16 protein-coding genes are annotated in these 18,130 nt (G+C 31.0%); 13 read left to right on the top strand and 3 right to left on the bottom strand.

What is annotated here, in order from left to right; all coding sequences use genetic code 11:
• The first annotated feature begins 21 nt into the window (after nt 1-21).
• From hemH to VK164_RS10290, 12 genes are all read left to right on the top strand, one after another.
• A complete protein-coding gene (hemH, locus tag VK164_RS10345; RefSeq protein ID WP_324209264.1) occupies nt 22-1,038 on the top strand; it encodes a ferrochelatase in 1,017 nt (338 codons plus the stop codon).
• 7 nt (nt 1,039-1,045) lie between these two features.
• Nucleotides 1,046-1,708, top strand: a complete 663-nt coding sequence (locus VK164_RS10340; protein ID WP_324209263.1) for a hypothetical protein — start codon at nt 1,046-1,048, stop codon at nt 1,706-1,708.
• Nucleotides 1,709-1,721: 13 nt separating this feature from the next.
• A complete protein-coding gene (locus VK164_RS10335) occupies nt 1,722-2,270 on the top strand; it encodes a CopD family protein (RefSeq protein ID WP_324209262.1) in 549 nt (182 codons plus the stop codon).
• An 82-nt stretch (nt 2,271-2,352) separates the two neighbouring features.
• A complete protein-coding gene (locus tag VK164_RS10330; protein WP_414655551.1) occupies nt 2,353-3,768 on the top strand; it encodes a sensor histidine kinase in 1,416 nt (471 codons plus the stop codon).
• Nucleotides 3,769-3,779: 11 nt separating this feature from the next.
• Nucleotides 3,780-4,556, top strand: coding sequence for an enoyl-CoA hydratase/isomerase family protein (locus VK164_RS10325; RefSeq protein WP_324209260.1), 777 nt, complete (start codon nt 3,780-3,782; stop codon nt 4,554-4,556).
• 31 nt (nt 4,557-4,587) lie between these two features.
• Nucleotides 4,588-6,141 (top strand): hypothetical protein, encoded by a 1,554-nt coding sequence (locus tag VK164_RS10320; RefSeq protein ID WP_324209259.1) that lies wholly within the window; start codon nt 4,588-4,590, stop codon nt 6,139-6,141.
• 167 nt (nt 6,142-6,308) lie between these two features.
• On the top strand, nt 6,309-7,652 hold the full coding sequence (gdhA, locus tag VK164_RS10315) for an NADP-specific glutamate dehydrogenase (RefSeq protein ID WP_324209258.1): 1,344 nt from the start codon (nt 6,309-6,311) through the stop codon (nt 7,650-7,652).
• Between the two features lie 165 nt (nt 7,653-7,817).
• Nucleotides 7,818-8,570, top strand: a complete 753-nt coding sequence (locus tag VK164_RS10310) for a hypothetical protein (protein WP_324209257.1) — start codon at nt 7,818-7,820, stop codon at nt 8,568-8,570.
• Nucleotides 8,571-8,649: 79 nt separating this feature from the next.
• Nucleotides 8,650-9,465, top strand: coding sequence for a LytTR family DNA-binding domain-containing protein (locus VK164_RS10305; RefSeq protein WP_324209256.1), 816 nt, complete (start codon nt 8,650-8,652; stop codon nt 9,463-9,465).
• A gap of 67 nt (nt 9,466-9,532) precedes the next feature.
• Complete coding sequence (locus tag VK164_RS10300) at nt 9,533-10,063, top strand: hypothetical protein (RefSeq protein ID WP_324209255.1); 531 nt, start codon at nt 9,533-9,535, stop codon at nt 10,061-10,063.
• A gap of 12 nt (nt 10,064-10,075) precedes the next feature.
• Entirely contained in the window at nt 10,076-11,680 is a 1,605-nt protein-coding gene (locus VK164_RS10295) for a DUF4139 domain-containing protein (RefSeq protein ID WP_324209254.1), read from the top strand.
• Between the two features lie 133 nt (nt 11,681-11,813).
• Entirely contained in the window at nt 11,814-13,214 is a 1,401-nt protein-coding gene (locus VK164_RS10290; protein ID WP_324209253.1) for a PQQ-dependent sugar dehydrogenase, read from the top strand.
• Between the two features lie 15 nt (nt 13,215-13,229).
• Here VK164_RS10290 and VK164_RS10285 read toward each other — a convergent pair whose 3' ends face one another.
• The 3 genes from VK164_RS10285 to VK164_RS10275 all read right to left on the bottom strand — a co-directional run bounded on the left by VK164_RS10285 (nt 13,230) and on the right by VK164_RS10275 (nt 16,127).
• Complete coding sequence (locus VK164_RS10285) at nt 13,230-14,270, bottom strand: aldo/keto reductase (protein ID WP_324209252.1); 1,041 nt, start codon at nt 14,268-14,270, stop codon at nt 13,230-13,232.
• A 101-nt stretch (nt 14,271-14,371) separates the two neighbouring features.
• Nucleotides 14,372-15,337, bottom strand: a complete 966-nt coding sequence (locus VK164_RS10280; protein WP_324209251.1) for an OmpA family protein — start codon at nt 15,335-15,337, stop codon at nt 14,372-14,374.
• 28 nt (nt 15,338-15,365) lie between these two features.
• On the bottom strand, nt 15,366-16,127 hold the full coding sequence (locus VK164_RS10275) for an exodeoxyribonuclease III (RefSeq protein ID WP_324209250.1): 762 nt from the start codon (nt 16,125-16,127) through the stop codon (nt 15,366-15,368).
• A gap of 193 nt (nt 16,128-16,320) precedes the next feature.
• Between VK164_RS10275 and VK164_RS10270 the strand changes: the two genes are divergently transcribed.
• Nucleotides 16,321-18,114: a lysophospholipid acyltransferase family protein gene (locus VK164_RS10270; RefSeq protein ID WP_324209249.1), complete on the top strand. Its 1,794-nt coding sequence runs from the start codon at nt 16,321-16,323 to the stop codon at nt 18,112-18,114.
• Nucleotides 18,115-18,130: the final 16 nt, after the last annotated feature.

Below are 18,130 nucleotides of genomic sequence, written 5' to 3'. Positions count from 1 at the left end.
TATAAAAAAATAAATTGCCATATGAAAGGAGTATTATTAGTAAATTTAGGTTCACCAGAAAGTCCAACAGCAAAAGATGTAAAGCCGTATTTAGATGAATTTTTAATGGATAAATATGTCATAGATGTTCCATTTTTACTACGAGCTTTGTTAGTTAGAGGAATTATTTTGCAAACGCGTCCAAAAAAATCAGCAGAAGCTTATGCTAGAATTTGGACCAGCGAAGGTTCTCCTTTAATTGTGATTTCTAAAAAAATGCACGAAAAAGTTCAAAAATTGGTTGATGTTCCAGTTGCTTTAGCCATGCGCTATGGAACTATGACCATTCAAAAAGGATTACAAGAATTAAAAGACAAAGGAGTGACCGAAGTAATGCTTTTACCTTTATATCCACAACATGCGATGGCTTCAACCACTACAATTGTTGTTTTAGCTGAGGAATTACGCCAGAAGCATTTTCCAGAAATGACATTTACCAATGTGCCAGCATTTTATAACAAACCCGATTTTATTCAGGCACTTGCAAATTCAATTAAGAAACACTTGGAAGGATTTGATTATGATCATTTATTATTTTCATATCACGGAATTCCAAAACGTCATATTCGTAAAACAGATGTAACAAAATCACATTGTGCAATAGACGGATCGTGTTGTAGCACGCCTTCGCCAGCACACGAATTTTGTTACCGTCATCAATGTTACGAAACCACAAAACAAGTCGTAAAATTATTAGGAATACCGGATGGAAAATACAGTCAGACCTTTCAATCTCGTTTGGCAGGTGATAAATGGTTAACACCTTATACTGATGTAGAAATCAACAAAATGCCAGAACAAGGCATTAAGAAATTAGCGGTTGTAACGCCAGCTTTTGTTGCCGATTGTTTAGAAACTTTAGAAGAAATTGCAATGGAAGCCAATGAACAATTTTTACATCATGGTGGTGAGGAATTTATGGCAATTCCATGTTTAAATGATGAAGATGAATGGTGTGGTGTGGTTGCAAATTGGATTGAGGATTTTAAAAGAAAATAGAAATAACATGAAAAATTACTTTTTGATTCTTTTGAGTTTTATTCTTTTTTCTTGTTCTCAGAAAAAAGATTCTGATATTAAAGCATTAGAAAGTAAAATTTTGGATTCAACAATAAAAATAAGACCTGAACAAAAACCTTCAACTAATGATAATTATCAAGTAGGATTTCATTTAACACATAATATTGAAGTTGATTCTATAGAAGGAAAGCCAGTAAAATTTTATATTGAAAACAAAAATTGTGACTCCTTGGCAATTGCATTTTATTATGGAAAATACCGACCAACAGATGACTATTTAACAGAAAATCTTTTAGACTTATCCTCTACAAATGATAAAAAATTAAGACCTTTTTATCGATGGATTTTGGATAAAACCATTGAAATATCTGATGGTGCTCTAGCCGAATATTCCGGAATTCCTGCAAGAAAATATGCTGAAAAGTTTCCAGGAGAATTATTTAATTTCTTGGATTCTGACACCAGTAAAACTAGATATTCAAATTGGACAGATATTATTTCTTATAGTGGATTCTATGAAACCGACGATTATAAAAAGCCAAAACTAATTAGAAAAAAGATGCAAGCTGAAATGATAAAAAACAGCTCTACAAAACTCCAAAACAGAATAGTAAAATTTACATTAGATTGTTTTCCTGATGTTAACTAAATTAAATAATAACATGGAACTTTACAACTACTTAAAATCACTACATTTAATCTTTGTAATCACTTGGTTTGCGGGATTATTCTACATTGTTCGTTTATTTGTATATCATGCAGAAGCCAAACAAAAACCGCAATCGGAGCAAGATGTTTTAATCAAGCAATACCAATTAATGCAATACCGATTGTGGTATATTATTACCTGGCCAAGTGCAGTTTTGGCGAGTATTTTTGCTTTTTGGATGTTATTTTTTACACCATTAGGACAATCTTGGTTGCAAATGCCTTGGATGCATGTAAAATTAGTTTTTGTATTATTATTGTATTTGTATCATTTAAAATGTCATCAAATATTTAAACAATTACAAAAAGATGAGGTCAAACACTCTTCAGGGTTTTTTAGAATTTGGAATGAAGGCGCAACAATTATTCTTTTTGCAGTTGTTTTTTTAGTAATTTTAAAAAATGCAATCAACTGGTTTTTTGGAGTAATTGGAATTATTATTTTTTCAATGCTTTTAATGCTTGGTTATAAATTATATAAGCGAATTAGAGAAAAACAATAACTTTGTTTTGAACTAAAATCATAAAATGGATAGAATTTTTAATATAAAAAACCTTTCACTTCGAGTAAGAATATTTCTATCCATGATATTCTTAACGTTAATTGCGTCGGTGTTAATTGCAACGGTGTCTATCTATCAATTTCGAAAAGAAGCTAGAGAGTATCACCAAGACCGATTAGAGCGCAAAGAAACAGCAATTGCTGAGCATATAAATTATGTTTTACAAACCACAACTTATCCTTTAACCACAGAAAATGTTCCATTAATTTTTAAAGAAAAAATCTTTGAATTAGCAGATATTCACAGCATGGAAATTAATATTTTTGATTTAAAAGGGAAACTATTAATTTCATCAAAAGCAATTTTTAAAATTGACAAAGACAAACCTAAAATTAATGAAGCTACACTTAAAATTTTGCAAGCTTCATTAGAAAAAAGATATATCGAATTTTCAACTATTGACGGACAACCTTTTCGATCTTCTTACACTTATTTGAAAGACACCAAATTCAAGCCTCTTGGAATTTTGAATTTACCTTATGAAGAAGATACTGCTTTTTATGATAATGAAGTACAAAATTTCTTGATTCGTTTTGGTCAAGTATATGCTTTTATGTTTTTGATTTCTATTGTTTTATCTTATTTTTTATCGAGCTATATTACTAAATCGCTTAAAATTATTAGCGATAAAATGCAAGAGACACAACTAGACCAACGCAATGAAAAAATTGTTATTGAAGATGGAAGTAGAGAAATAAATCTTTTGATTAAATCGTACAATAACATGGTGGATAAGTTAGAAGAAAGTGCCACCATTTTAGCACAAAGCGAAAGAGAACAAGCTTGGCGCGAAATGGCTAAGCAAGTAGCACATGAAATTAAGAATCCACTTACGCCAATGCGTTTGACTGTACAAAGTTTTCAGCGAAAATTTGATGCAAACGATGAAAATATTACTAAAAAACTAGATGATTACACCAAAACTATTCTACAGCAAATTGATACTATGAGTTCGGTTGCAAATGCGTTTTCTAATTTTGCAAGTATGCCAGCTCAACAAAATGAAACACTAAATGTTGTAAATGTAGTACAAATGGCATTGGAAATTTTTAACGAGGATTGCATTCAGTTTTCTGCTTTGGAGGATGAAATTATCGCCAAATTAGATAAAACCCAACTAATTCGTGTAATAACTAATTTGGTAAAAAATGCAATTCAAGCGATTCCTGAAGAACAAGAAAAGAAATCGGTATTTGTCACCGTTTTTAGAGAAGACAATCAAGTAAAAATCGCTGTAAAAGATAACGGAAAAGGAATTTCAGAAGAAAATGCCGCTCGAATTTTTGAACCAAAATTTACCACAAAATCTAGTGGAATGGGACTAGGGTTGGCAATTATTAAAAACATTATCGAGAATTACAACGGAACAATTACTTTTGAATCTGAATTAAATATAGGAACTGAATTTTTAGTTTCATTCCCAATAAATAAACAATAAAAAATACAATAATGGAAAACATTTTAATTGAAAAACAAGACAATATTGCGGTTATTACCATTAATAGACCCACAAAATTGAACGCATTAAACAAAGCTACAATTCATGAGTTACACGATGCATTTAAAACATTAAATGAAGACAAATCAGTAAAAGCAATTATAATTACTGGAAGTGGTGAAAAAGCATTTGTTGCAGGAGCTGACATTTCAGAATTTGCTAATTTTTCTGTTGAAGAAGGTGGAAAATTAGCTGCTCAAGGACAAGAATTATTGTTTGACTTTGTACAAAATTTAAGCACACCAGTTATTGCTGCTGTTAATGGGTTTGCTCTTGGTGGCGGATTAGAATTAGCAATGGCTTGTCATTTTAGAACAGCTTCAACAAATGCAAAAATGGGATTACCAGAAGTTACTTTAGGTGTAATTCCAGGTTATGGAGGAACACAACGTTTAGCGCAGTTGGTAGGAAAAGGACGTGCTATGGAACTAATCATGACAGCAACAATGATTGATGCAGAAACCGCTAAAAATTACGGATTAGTGAATCATGTTGTTGCACAAGAAGAATTATTAGATTTCACAAAAGGTATTGCATCAAAAATCGCAAGCAATTCGAGCGTGGCTATCGCAAAAGCAATTGAAGCAATTAATGCTAATTTTGAAGACGGAACAAATGGTTATGAAGTAGAAATTAAAAACTTTGGTCTTTCTTTTGGAACAGAAGATTTTAAAGAAGGAACTACAGCATTTTTAGAAAAAAGGAAAGCAAATTTTTCTGGGAAATAATTACGTAAACATTTAAAACGAATCTATAAAGATGAAAAAAATTATTACGATTTTATATATATGCCTATCATTTACAATGTTTTATGCGCAAGAAATTCCTAATAGCATTATTAAAAGCGACGTTTTTAAAGACGAATACAAGCATTCTTATATTTCCTTAGTAGAAGACGATGGAAATGGAGGTGTTTTTATTGTAAGAAGTTATGCTGGTGGTATTTTTTCTTCTGGGGCAGGATATTACTTTGAACATTATGACTCAAATCTGAAATTAATTAAAGAATATGAGTATGAAATGAAACGCTCTGATGTTGAAAAATACGGAACAATTATAGGTGTGATTATGAATGGAACCGAAGTTAACCTAATTGATATTGTTTATAATTCAAATGAAAAAGCGTTTGTTTGTTCTGCTTTATCTTCAAGTATTAATGAGTTTAATTTCTCAAAAAAAGAACTTTTTAGAATTGCTAGTGAGGATGTAGTGAAATCGCAATGGTTTGGAACGAGTCAATTTGATAGTGATTCAGGAACTAATTTTATAATGAATGAAGACAAAACCGCTTTTGCAATCACAATTGATATTAAGAATAAAGATGTAGAAACACATAAAGTCTATTTATTTGATAATAAGTTGAATAAAAGAATTGATCACCAATTCAAAAGAGATATTAAAGATAAAAAATTCAAATATGAAAATATTGATGTTTCTAAAGACGGAAACAATCTTTATCTTTTAGGAAAAGTATTTACTGAAGAAAAAAAGAAGAAAAAAGAAGGCGGAAAATACCAATATGAATTGACCAGAATAAGTAAAGAAGGTCAAGCAACTCAGGTTTTTGACACAGATGAACATTTTTCGGGTTCCTTGAAAACGATTGTTTTTGAAGACAAACTTACATGTATTGGATTTTATTCAGATAAAAAAGATTATCGTTATAAAGGAATCAGTTATTTTGAATTAGACCCTATTACTTTAGCAATTCGTAAATCAAAATTTAATCCGTTTACCGAACAATTTATAATTGATAAATATGGAAAAAGTAAAGATAAAGAATTGAAAAATTTATCATTTAGAGGTGTTTTGATAACAGAACATAATGAAATTGTTTTTAATGCTGAAGAATATTATATTACATCACATTATCACATGAATCCAAATGGAGGCGGTGGTTATTGGACATATGTATACCACTATGACGATATTGTAAGCGCTAAAATAGCAAATGATGGAAGTATTATTTGGGCTAGAAATATCAACAAGCGCCAATCAACAGGTGGTGACGATTCATATATTTCATATACTTCAACAATTAAAGGAAATGACACTTACTTTTTTATTAATACAGGTGAAAAAGTAAAAAAATTAAGCAATGATAGAATTCAATTTGGACAAACAAGTACAAAAAAATCAAACCTTAATGTAATTAGAATTACTCCCGATGGAAATTTTGATTTTCAAGAAATTTTAGATGATAAGGATAATGAAGTTCCTTTCATGGTTTCTAACGGTGCTATTTCTAAAAATTCTATTTTCTTTATTGGTCGAAAAGGAAAGAAAAAGCAGCTTTTAAAAGTAATACTTTAAAAATTTAAACCAGAATTTAGTTCTGGTTTTTTTGTCTTAAAATAGAATCTTGGAGCGAATAAATTTATGAAATTCACAAATAAAATTAATTTAATTGCGTAATTTTGAATGACAGTTATCTATTAATGATAATTTTATAATAAATCAACACAAAACTAGTTTCCAAGATGTCACAACAAATTCATGATTTTGTCGCTGCAGTTGCAGAAAGAAATCCAAACGAACCAGAATTTTTGCAAGCTGTTAAAGAAGTTGCAGAAACAGTAATCCCTTTTATTGAAAACAACAAAAAGTATCAAGATAAGATGCTTTTAGAGCGAATGGTCGAGCCAGAAAGGGTTGTAATGTTTAGGGTAGCATGGTTAGATGATGCTAGAAAAACCAGATTAAACAAAGGTTACCGTATTCAAATGAATTCAGCAATTGGGCCTTATAAAGGGGGATTACGGTTTCACCCATCGGTAAACTTAAGTATTTTGAAATTTTTAGCTTTTGAGCAAGTTTTTAAAAATAGTTTGACAACACTTCCAATGGGTGGAGGAAAAGGAGGTTCAGATTTTGATCCAAAAGGGAAATCAGATACGGAAATCATGAGTTTTTGCCAAGCTTTTATGGCAGAATTATATAGACATATTGGTTCAGATACTGATGTTCCTGCGGGAGATATTGGTGTTGGAGGTAGAGAAGTAGGTTATTTGTTTGGACAATATAAAAAATTAAGAAATGAGTTTACGGGGGTTTTAACAGGTAAAGGAATTTCATTTGGAGGATCACTTATTCGTCCTGAAGCTACTGGATATGGAACGGTTTATTTTGCACAAAACATGTTAGCAACTAGAAATGAATCTATAACAGGTAAAACTGTTTTGGTTTCTGGTTCGGGAAATGTGGCTCAGTATGCAATTGAAAAAGCTACACAATTGGGCGCAAAAGTGGTTACCGCTTCAGATTCTTCAGGATATATATATGATGCAGATGGAATTGACGCTGAAAAATTAGCTTACATTATGGAAATTAAAAATGTAAATTACGGTAGAATCTCTGCTTATTTGAACAAATATCCTAATGCACATTTTTTTGCAGGAAAAGATCCATGGGAGGTAAAATGTGATATTGCTTTGCCTTGTGCAACTCAAAATGAATTGAATGGAGAGGAAGCTCAAAAGTTAATTGAAAATGGATGTATGTGTGTTGCAGAAGGAGCAAATATGCCATCAACTCCAGAAGCAATTGAAGTATTTCAAAAAGCAAAAATATTATTTGCTCCAGGAAAAGCATCAAATGCGGGAGGTGTTGCCACATCTGGTCTAGAAATGTCGCAAAACTCATTACGATTAAGTTGGACAACCGAAGAAGTAGATGAGCGTTTGCATAAAATCATGAGCAATATTCACGAGTCATGTGTAAAATATGGTAAAAATCCAGATGGTTACATAGATTATGTAAAAGGAGCTAATATTGCTGGATTTGTAAAAGTAGCTGACGCGATGTTATCTCAAGGAATTGTATAGTTAAATTTACATATACTTAATACGGCTTTTAAGAGTAATTAAAGGCCGTTTTTTTATTTAAAAAATTTACAATTTCGTGTAAAATATTGGCAATTTCGTGTAAAATATCTTGATTTTCCTGCTGTCAGTTTTCTGTATAGTATTTTTGCATAAAATACATATATTATGAAAAAAATTCTCTCTACAACTCTTTTTCTAAGTACTTTATTGGTAAATAATATTGTTTTTTCTCAAGTAGCTATTGGAACAACAACTATTGAAAATGGCGTACAATTTAAAGTTGAAAGCACTAATTCAGGAGTATTAATACCCAGAATTGCACTGACGTCTAGAAATGTTGTGACTCCTGTTTCTGCAACCCCACCAACAGGAACTTTAGTTTTTAATACAAGTACTTCTGGAACATTTCCTTATAATGTTGTTCCTGGTTTTTATTATTGGGATGGTATCGAATGGCGAGCAATTGCGGATACCAAAATTAATAAAACAGTTAAGTTTAGAAATAATTCAACTACAACAAATTTTTCCACTTCTGGCGGAGTTTATGTTGACATTTTTAATACTATGGATTGGAACGAAGAAACAACATTGTTTCAAAAAATCAACAATACCGATTTAAGAATCACTGAAACAGGTTTGTATGAAGTAACATGTAATTTGTCTTTGGATTGTTCTTCAATTGAACGTTATTTGAATTTGCGATTAAATATTAATGGAGTCGATACGGGAGAAAATATCCGAGGATTAGCGCCAGAAGATTCAGGAAGTAATGGCACTTTTTCAGTTCATTTTACTCAGTATATGATAATAAATTCCAATGATGTTTTACGATTACGCTCATATAGAGATGGAAGTAGTGCCACTATAACTTTTGATGCATTAGGCACATCTAGCATAGTAATAAAACGAATAAGATAACTTTTATATAGTTAAAATAGCAGAAAGTTTGAAGTCATTTCTATCTTTCTGCTATTTTTGTATTTATAAAAATTAATTGATGAAAACTTCTGTTGAATTTTCTTATCGAAAGCCTGTTTTAACTTCGTTAATTATATTTACAATTACTTTTGTTTTATTACATTTTGAAGCTTTTGGAAATCCAGTTAGAACCATAGCTTGGAAACATCATTTTATTTTAGCCTATTCATTAATTGCTGGCATTTCTTTTTTTATTTATTATGCGCTATTTTCTACAATTATTAATAGTAAAAATTGGAATTTATGGAAAGATATTTCAGCTTTTTTACTAATCTTAGTGTTAGTAACAGTATTCATACTTCTTTTTAATATATTCTACATAGAAACAATTGATAGTAATTATAACGATAATTTTGTTCATGACGGAAGATTGTACTATTATATGTGTTTTGTGGGAATTGTAAATTTTTTAATCATCATTTTTTTAGATTTTTATCAATATCATAAGCAAAAAGCAATAAAAGGCAGTGTTGAAAAAACCCAAAAAATTATTTTAGAAGGAAAAAATAAGTACGAAAAAATTATTTTAGATATTGATGATTTAGTGTTAATAGAAGCTTTTGGTAATTATGTTCTTGTTTATTATTTAAATCATGAAAACCATATTGAGAAGAATATTATTAGAAATAGTTTTTCAATAATCGGAGAACAATTGGAGACGATTGAAAAAATGAAAAGAATTCATCGCTCTTATATCGTTAATATTGATAAAGTAATAAACCTTGAAATGCGAAACAGAAAAGCAACTATAAAGGTTAAATTTATTGATGAGATGATTCCGGTCTCTAAAACATCATTAAGAGAAATAGAAACTTTTTTGAATTGTAAAAAATAATTTTCTTTTCATTCCAACCTTTTTAATTTTATTTCACTCTATATAAGAAACAATAAAGTTTATAGAGATGAAAAAAACAATTTTAACTTTCTTTTTGTTAACCTCAATAACATCATTTTCACAAGAAGTGACAGAAGAGCGTTTCTTATTTGAAAAAAAACTAAATCTGGCTACAAAAAATGATTCTATTTCCAAACACATAAAAATTATTGAAGAAATTTCGATTCCTGCAGATATTGATTCCATATCTACTGATTCAAAATGGGAACTTTTATATTTGCACCAAACAGGATGGCAAGAATCAATGCCAAATAATCCTCATAACATAAATAACTTGTACATTGGAAAACGGAACAATATAGTTACTGGTAAAGATTTAAAAGACTTTTTTCAAACAATTGGTCAAAAAGAAATTCTATTTAATCAAATTCCGTCCGAATTGTCTTATATGAATAGAGGCGCTCCTTTAAACGGAAAATTCACAATTATATTTCTAAAAAACAATCATATTACTTTACAATACATTCACAGTTATCCTAACGGAAATCAATCGAGTTGGTTCAGAAAAACCAATTATTATTTAAAAAGAATTAATTAAAAACTATATCAAATGAAAAAAATATTTTCAGTATTAATCGTTCTGGTTTCTGCAATAACATTTGCCCAAAAACCTATTTTTACTTCCGCTAAAATTAAAAGCGCCACAATTTATAGTAATTCGGCTGAATTAAACCACACAGCCTCAGCTACAATTCCTTCTGGGACTAGCGAAATTGTAATTAAAAATGTGGCAGATTATGTAAACGAAAACACCATACAAATTGGTGCGCCAGCAAATGTTACCGTACTTTCGGTTCAATTTACCAGAAATTTTATTTCAGAATATGAAATCGACGAAAGTAATCCGATGATAAAAAAAGTTCGCGATAGTATACTACTGCTACAAAAAGAAATGGGAAAAATAGCAAATGAAAAAGTATCGTATTCTAAAACTATTGATTTATTAGATAAGAACCAAAATGTTGCCGGTCAAGACACGGGTTTAAGTGTTGCAGAATTGATGAAACTTGTAGATTATTATAGTTCAAAAAGAAATCAATTGAGCAATTTAGTAAACGCTCTGTATGAAAAAGAAACACAACTCAATGAAAAGCTAGCCAAGCTAAATGCTAAACTAGAATTGAATACACAGAAAGAAGAAAAAACTTCACAAGGTAAATTGGTTTTACAAGTAATGACCGATGTGGCGAGCTCAATAAATTTGGACATTAACTACATTACAGCAAATGCTTCTTGGTCACCTTTTTATGATCTACGCGCCGATAACGTAAATGCACCAATCAACTTAATGTATAAAGCAAAAGTAGTGCAAAACACTGGAATTGATTGGAAAAAAGTGAAACTAACACTTTCAAGCGGTAATCCAAATCAAAATAACACGGCTCCTATTTTACAAGCTTGGTTTTTACGATATGGATATCCAAATTATGGATATGAGAATGATGATGCTAAAATGAATGAAGTTGTAGTTACAGCTTATGGAATTAAAAGAAAAGATGCTGCACCACAAGCTTCAATATCAAACTACACCACAATTAATGAAAACCAATTAAATGTATCTTTTGACATTGATATTCCATATGACATTTTATCAAATGGAAAAGCACATAGTGTAGCCTTGAAAGATTTGAAGTTACCAGCAACTTACAAATATTATGCGGTTCCAAAAGCAGAAAAAGAAGCCTTCTTATTAGCAGAAATTAGTGACTATTCTAAATTCAATTTATTGCTTGGAGAAGCGAATATAATCTTCGAAGGAATGTATGTGGGTAAAACCATAATCAATCCAAATCAAACTTCAGACACATTGAATTTGAGTATGGGAAGAGATAAAAAAATCGCTATCAAACGTGAAAAAATAGCTGATAAATCAGGAACAAAATTCTTATCAGGTTATAAAGAACAAACGTTTACTTATGATATTACGGTAAAAAACAACAAAAAAGAAGCGATCGAAATGTTGTTAAAAGACCAATATCCAATTAGCACTGATAAAGAAATTACAATAGAATTGTTAGAAAGCGGAAAAGCAAAAGTAAATGCAGAAACAGGAATTCTAACGTGGGATGTAAAACTGAGTGCTGGAGAAACTAAGAAATTCAGAATCAGTTATAAAGTCAAATATCCAAAGGATAAATTTATAGATAATTTATAATCACTAACCCTAGTGAATAAAAGCGTAAAGAGTGTGAAAATTCTTTACGCTTTTTATTTTATGAATGTAAATTGCTGAAAATGAATTAGTTTGAATAATATTTCTTAAATTTATGAATTCAAAACTACCCATTATGAAAATAATTCTACTTTTCAGTTTAATGATGATGTCATTTTTTGGACAGTCTCAAACCATCACTTTACAGTCATTTGCAACTGGTTTTGATAGCCCAGTTGAAATTACAAACGCTGGAGATTCACGCTTATTTGTTGTTCAAAAAGGTGGATTAATTAGAATATTAAATACAAACGGAACGGTAAATACAACTCCATTTTTAAACATTTCTACCCTAATTTCTTCAGATGGAGAACGTGGATTATTAGGTTTAGCTTTTCATCCTAACTATACTACAAATGGCTATTTCTTTGTCAACTATACAAACATTTCTGGGAATACAGTTATTGCAAGATATTCTGTAAATTCTGGAAACCCAGATATTGCCAACACCACAGCAACAATTTTAATGACAATATCTCAACCTTATTCCAATCACAATGGTGGTAGCATAAAATTTGGCTCCGATGGCTATTTATACATTGCTATGGGTGATGGTGGTAGCGGTGGCGATCCAGAAGGATACGCTCAAAACTTAACTATAAATGCATCATTTCCTACAAGAGTATTTCTTGGTAAAATGTTGCGTATTGATGTAAACTCAACAATTGCACCTTTTTATACAATTCCAGCAACAAATCCTTATTTTGGACAATCTGGTTTAGGAGAAATTTTGGCTACAGGATTAAGAAACCCCTGGAAATTTTCATTCAACAGATTAAATGGTGATTTATGGATTGCTGATGTGGGGCAAAGCTCTGTTGAAGAAATTAATAAAGTTGCAAACCCTTTACCAAATACTGGAATTAATTTTGGTTGGAGATGTTACGAAGGAAATTCAACTTACAATACTTCAGGTTGTGCGCCTTCAAGCACTATGACATTTCCATTTGCTCAATATGCACGCTCTGGCGGAGCTTGTTCAGTAACTGGTGGCTATTTTTATACAGGTTCAACCTATCCAAATTTTCAAAACAAATATTTTTTTACAGATTATTGCGATGACAAAATTAGAATGGTTAACAGTGCTGGAGTCATAACAACTACTACTTCATTTTCGGGAAATAACTTTGTAACTTTTGGAGAAGATGTGAATGGAGAATTATATATCGCAGGAATTTCATCGGGAACAATTTATAAAATAATCGATTCGTCTTTAAGTAGTTCTGATTTTGAAACTAATGGGTTTTCGTTATTCCCAAATCCAGCCAAAGAATCGTTTACCATAAAAGGTTCGACCGTTAATTTGGCAACAAAAATTGATATAATTGATTTAACCGGAAAATTACTTTTTACCAAACAAGTAAGTACAAATCCTGAAAACACCATTACCACAGCATCCTTGTCAAAAGGAATCTACTTGGTTTCTGTTGAAACCACTAATGGAACCAATTATACAACAAAATTAATTATTGAATAACTAATTTAAAACCATTTATGGTGCTGGATTTGGAATTAATTCCTGAATTTTTTCAATTTCAGCAATGATTTCGTCTGATAAAACAGTATCGAAAGCTTGAATGTTTTCTTGCAATTGTTCCATAGTTGTAGCTCCAATTATCGTTGAAGTCACAAATTGTTGACGATGTACAAATGCAATTGCCATCTGCGTTAACGTTAAACCGTTGGCTTCAGCTAATTCTTTGTATAATAGGGTTGCTTTGAAGCAATTTTCATTGGTATAACGAACAAAATTAGGAAACAATTTCATGCGCGAATTTTCGGGATAACCGTTCAAATATTTCCCAGATAAAAACCCGAAACCTAACGGAGAATAGGCTAATAATCCAACATTTTCTCGCATTCCAATTTCTGATAAACCAACTTCATATAAGCGATTTAATAGAGAAAATGGATTTTGTATCGTTGCAATTCTTGGCAAGCCGTGTTTTTCGCTTTCCATTAAAAAACGCATTACGCCCCACGGATTCTCATTTGAAAGACCAATATGTTTGATTTTTCCTTCTTTAATCAATCCATCATAAACCGTTAAAACATCAAAAATATTATCTTGCCATTTTGGGTCTAATTCTTGAACGCCTCGTTTTTGAAACATGTTCATCACGCGCTCTGGCCAATGCATTTGATATAAATCGATATAATCGGTTTGAAGGTATTTTAAACTCAATTCTACCGCTTCATGAATGCTTTTCTTTGAAAAATCTAACGGCTGACGAATGTATTCCATTCCACGATTTGGCCCAGCAATTTTGGTAGCTAAAACCAATTTTTCTCTTTCTGAAGCACCAATTTTCTTAATCCAAGTTCCGATGTAACGCTCAGTACTTCCAAAGATTTGAGCATTTCCGCCAATAGGATACATCTCGGCAGTATCAATAAAATTAATTCCTTTTTCAACAGCGTAATCAAGTTGGTTGTGTGATTCACTTTCGGTATTTTGATTCCCAAAAGTCATTGTTCCTAAGCAGATTTTACTGACTTTTAGTTGGGTATTTGGTAGTGTTGTATAGTTCATTTCAGTGTTTGAAAAATTAAAGTTCAAAGTTACAAAGTTTAGTCCAAAGAAAAAGGCTTGAATTTAGAACTCAAGCCTTTTTAGCAATCTTTTATAAAATGTTATAGTTCATTCAACATTTTAGAAATTTCATCTAATTTAGGTGTTAAGATGATTTCAATTCTTCTGTTTTTTGCTTTTCCTTCAGCTGTATCATTGCTCATTAAAGGCGCATATTCACCACGACCTGCTGCAGTTAAATTTTCTTTTTTCACTTTAGCATTAGCAGTTAAAATATTTACGATAGCTGTTGCACGTTTTGTAGATAAATCCCAGTTGTTTTCAACGCCACCACCAATTGTTCCTGTGATTTTATCGTTATCTGTGTGACCTTCAATTAAAACAGAAATTTCTGGGTTATCACCTAAAACTTTACCCACTAAATCTACTGCTTTTTTACCTTCAGCACCAACAGTCCAACTTCCAGATTCGAAAAGTAATTTATTTTCCATTGAAACATATACTTTCCCATCTTTTTCTGTAACGGTTAATCCTTTTCCTTCAAATGCTTTTAATGATTTTGATAAAGTTTCTTTTAATTTTTTCATTGCAGCATCTTTATCAGCCATCATTTTTTCTAATTCAGCTAAACGAGTAGATGATGCTTCTAAATCTTTTTTTAATTTATTTAAGCGATCTTGTTCTGCAGTTAATGCTTTTTGTTTTGCTTCTAATTCGGCTAGCAATTGTCTGTTTTTATTAATATTTGCTTCTAAAGCATCATTGCTGTCTTTTTCAAGCGCAGCATAAGAAGCTTTTAAATTGTCTAAACTCTTTTTTGTTGAAGCATAATCAGAAGCAAGCTTGTCGCGTTCTGCTTTTATTTTATCAAGTTCTGCTTGCAGTTTATTTTTATCTAATTCTAACTGGTTTTTGTCGGTTTTCAATAATCCGTTTTCGTCAGATAGAGCGTTGTGTTCTTTTTTTAAATCAGCATATTTATTTTCTAAATCTTGGTAGATTTTTTTTGAAACGCATGAAGTAGTTAAACTTAATACTACGCAGGCAAGGGCAATTTTTCTAATCATTACTTTTTATTTTTTGATTAATTGATTCTTATATTATTTCTACTAAAACAGGGCAATGGTCTGAATGTTTCGCTTCAGGCAATATTAAAGCTCTTTGAATTTTTTCTTTCAAAGGCTCTGTGGCTAAACAATAATCGATTCTCCAACCTTTGTTATTATTTCGAGCATTAGCTCTATAACTCCACCAACTGTAATTATGTGGCTCTTTGTTTAAATGTCGAAATGTGTCTATAAATCCACTTTTCATAAAATTATCTAACCACGCACGTTCTTCTGGCAAAAAACCAGAAATTTTTGCATTTCGAATTGGGTCATGAATGTCTATAGCTTCATGACAAATATTATAATCGCCACAAATTACTAAATTCGGAATTTCTTTCTTTAAATCATTTATATAATTTTGAAAGTCGTCCATGTACATAAACTTATGTTCTAGTCTATCAATATTCGTACCAGAAGGCAAATACAAACTCATAACAGAAAGTTCATCAAAATCTAAACGTAAATTACGTCCTTCAAAATCCATGTGTGGAATTCCTGTTCCGAAAACTACTTTTTTAGGTTCTATTTTTGACAAAACAGCAACGCCACTATAGCCTTTTTTTTCTGCAGGAAAATAATATTGATATGGATAACCAGCGGCTTCAATTTCAATTTTTGGAATTTGGTCTTCAGTTGCCTTTATTTCTTGCAAACAAATAACATCTGGATTGGCTTGTTGTAACCATTCTAAAAAACCTTTAGTAATGGCTGCCCTTATACCATTAACATTGTAGGAAATAATTTTCATGAATTTCTTAGCTTTTGACCAAATGTACTAAAAATGAATTTAAAAATGAAGCTAAAAAACCCAGATTTTATAAGTTGTTAATTTTCAGTTGAATAAAAAATATAACAAAATTGATGTTTTTATTATAAAATCAAATAGCACTCAATTCAACAGAATTGTTATCTTTGTTTCTTGCTCAAAAAACAATTAATAAATGGGTTTAGTTACTGCTAAAGAAGTTGCAAAAGCGATTAATGCTGATAAATACGGAGTTTTCGGAACTTTTTCTGGCTGGCTATTGATGAAAGTGCTACGAATTTCGAGTTTGAATAAGATTTATGATCGAAATAAGCATTTGAGCGAGTTAGAATTTTTGAATGCTATTTTAGACGAGTTTCAAATTAAATTTGAAATTCCGGAAGAAGATTTAAAACGTTTACCCAAAGATGGTGCTTATATAACTATTTCAAATCATCCATTGGGAGGAATAGATGGTATTTTACTTTTGAAATTAATGCTTGAAAGAGAGCCTAATTTCAAAATTATTGCCAATTTTTTATTGCATAGAATTGCACCTATGAAACCTTACATCATGCCAGTTAATCCTTTTGAAAACCATAAAGATGCTAAGTCGAGTGTGGTTGGAATTAAGGAAACACTTCGTCATTTGAGCGATGGAAAACCATTAGGGATGTTTCCTGCAGGAGAAGTTTCCACTTACAAAGACGGAAAATTAGTGGTAGATAAACCTTGGGAGGAAGGAGCAATTAAAGTAATTAGAAAAGCTCAAGTTCCTGTTGTTCCAATATATTTTCATGCAAAAAACAGTAAGCTGTTTTACTTTTTGTCAAAAATAAATGACACATTAAGAACGGCTAAATTACCAAGCGAATTGCACACTCAAAAAGACAGAGTAATTAAAGTTAGAATTGGTAAACCAATTTCGGTAGCTGAACAAAATGAACACCAAGACATTGAAGCATATGGTGAATTTTTGCGAAAAAAAACATATATGCTTTCTAATGCTTTTGAAAATGATGACAACAAATTAAATTTACCGAAGTTATCAGGTACGAAACCTCCAAAACAAATTGCAAAACCAGCAAATCACGGTCAAATTTTGGAAGAAATTGCTTTTCTTAAAGAAGGGGATTATAGATTGTTGCAAAGTAAAAATTATGAAGTTTTTTTTGTTACGGCAGATAAAATTCCGAATATTTTACATGAAATTGGTCGTTTAAGAGAAATTACTTTTAGAGCAGTTGGTGAAGGAACTAATGAATCATTGGATTTAGACGCATACGATAAATATTATCATCATATGTTTTTATGGGATGATGAAACACAATCAATTGCAGGGGCATATAGAATGGGCTTAGGCGCTCAAATCTATCCGAAACACGGAATCGATGGATTTTATTTGCATGAATTATTCCGTTTTGAGCCCGAATTATATGATATGATGAGCAAATCTATCGAGATGGGTAGAGCTTTTATTATTAAAGAATATCAAATGAAACCTATGCCATTGTTTTTACTTTGGAAAGGAATTGTTCATACCACATTGCGTTTTCCTGAACATAAATATTTGATAGGCGGAGTGAGTATCAGTAATCAATTTTCCGATTTTTCTAAATCGTTAATGATTGAATTTATGAAATCGCACTATTATGACCCATATATTGCACAATATGTTCACCCGAAAAAAGAATACAAAGTAAAATTAAAAGACGCTGATAAAGATTTTGTATTCAATGAAACTGAGGCTGACTTAAATAAGTTTGATAAAATTATTGATGAAGTAGAACCTGGAAATTTACGATTACCTGTTCTGATTAAGAAATATATCAAACAAAATGCAAGAGTTGTTGCTTTTAACGTTGACCCTTTGTTTAATAATTCGGTAGACGGATTAATGTATATTAAAATTGCCGATTTACCAGAAAGCACTGTCAAACCCGTAATGGAAGAATTTCAAGCGGAATTGGAAAGAAAAGAAAAAGGCTAATCAATTTGATTAGCCT

It is taken from the genome of Flavobacterium sp., from assembly GCF_035299005.1.
GTDB lineage: Bacteria > Bacteroidota > Bacteroidia > Flavobacteriales > Flavobacteriaceae > Flavobacterium.
This window is presented reverse-complemented; position numbering and strand designations above follow the sequence as displayed.

Excerpts from the sequence above, each read along its gene's own strand:
- hemH (WP_324209264.1), top strand. The coding sequence starts at position 22 with ATGAAAGGAGTATTATTAGTAAATTTAGGTTCACCAGAAAGTCCAACA.
- VK164_RS10330 (WP_414655551.1), top strand. The coding sequence starts at position 2,353 with ATGATATTCTTAACGTTAATTGCGTCGGTGTTAATTGCAACGGTGTCT.
- VK164_RS10310 (WP_324209257.1), top strand. The coding sequence starts at position 7,818 with ATGAAAAAAATTCTCTCTACAACTCTTTTTCTAAGTACTTTATTGGTA.
- VK164_RS10270 (WP_324209249.1), top strand. The coding sequence starts at position 16,321 with ATGGGTTTAGTTACTGCTAAAGAAGTTGCAAAAGCGATTAATGCTGAT.
- VK164_RS10335 (WP_324209262.1), top strand. The coding sequence starts at position 1,722 with ATGGAACTTTACAACTACTTAAAATCACTACATTTAATCTTTGTAATC.
- VK164_RS10340 (WP_324209263.1), top strand. The coding sequence starts at position 1,046 with ATGAAAAATTACTTTTTGATTCTTTTGAGTTTTATTCTTTTTTCTTGT.
- VK164_RS10320 (WP_324209259.1), top strand. The coding sequence starts at position 4,588 with ATGAAAAAAATTATTACGATTTTATATATATGCCTATCATTTACAATG.
- VK164_RS10305 (WP_324209256.1), top strand. The coding sequence starts at position 8,650 with ATGAAAACTTCTGTTGAATTTTCTTATCGAAAGCCTGTTTTAACTTCG.
- gdhA (WP_324209258.1), top strand. The coding sequence starts at position 6,309 with ATGTCACAACAAATTCATGATTTTGTCGCTGCAGTTGCAGAAAGAAAT.
- VK164_RS10325 (WP_324209260.1), top strand. The coding sequence starts at position 3,780 with ATGGAAAACATTTTAATTGAAAAACAAGACAATATTGCGGTTATTACC.
- VK164_RS10275 (WP_324209250.1), bottom strand. The coding sequence starts at position 16,127 with ATGAAAATTATTTCCTACAATGTTAATGGTATAAGGGCAGCCATTACT.
- VK164_RS10295 (WP_324209254.1), top strand. The coding sequence starts at position 10,076 with ATGAAAAAAATATTTTCAGTATTAATCGTTCTGGTTTCTGCAATAACA.
- VK164_RS10285 (WP_324209252.1), bottom strand. The coding sequence starts at position 14,270 with ATGAACTATACAACACTACCAAATACCCAACTAAAAGTCAGTAAAATC.
- VK164_RS10280 (WP_324209251.1), bottom strand. The coding sequence starts at position 15,337 with ATGATTAGAAAAATTGCCCTTGCCTGCGTAGTATTAAGTTTAACTACT.
- VK164_RS10300 (WP_324209255.1), top strand. The coding sequence starts at position 9,533 with ATGAAAAAAACAATTTTAACTTTCTTTTTGTTAACCTCAATAACATCA.
- VK164_RS10290 (WP_324209253.1), top strand. The coding sequence starts at position 11,814 with ATGAAAATAATTCTACTTTTCAGTTTAATGATGATGTCATTTTTTGGA.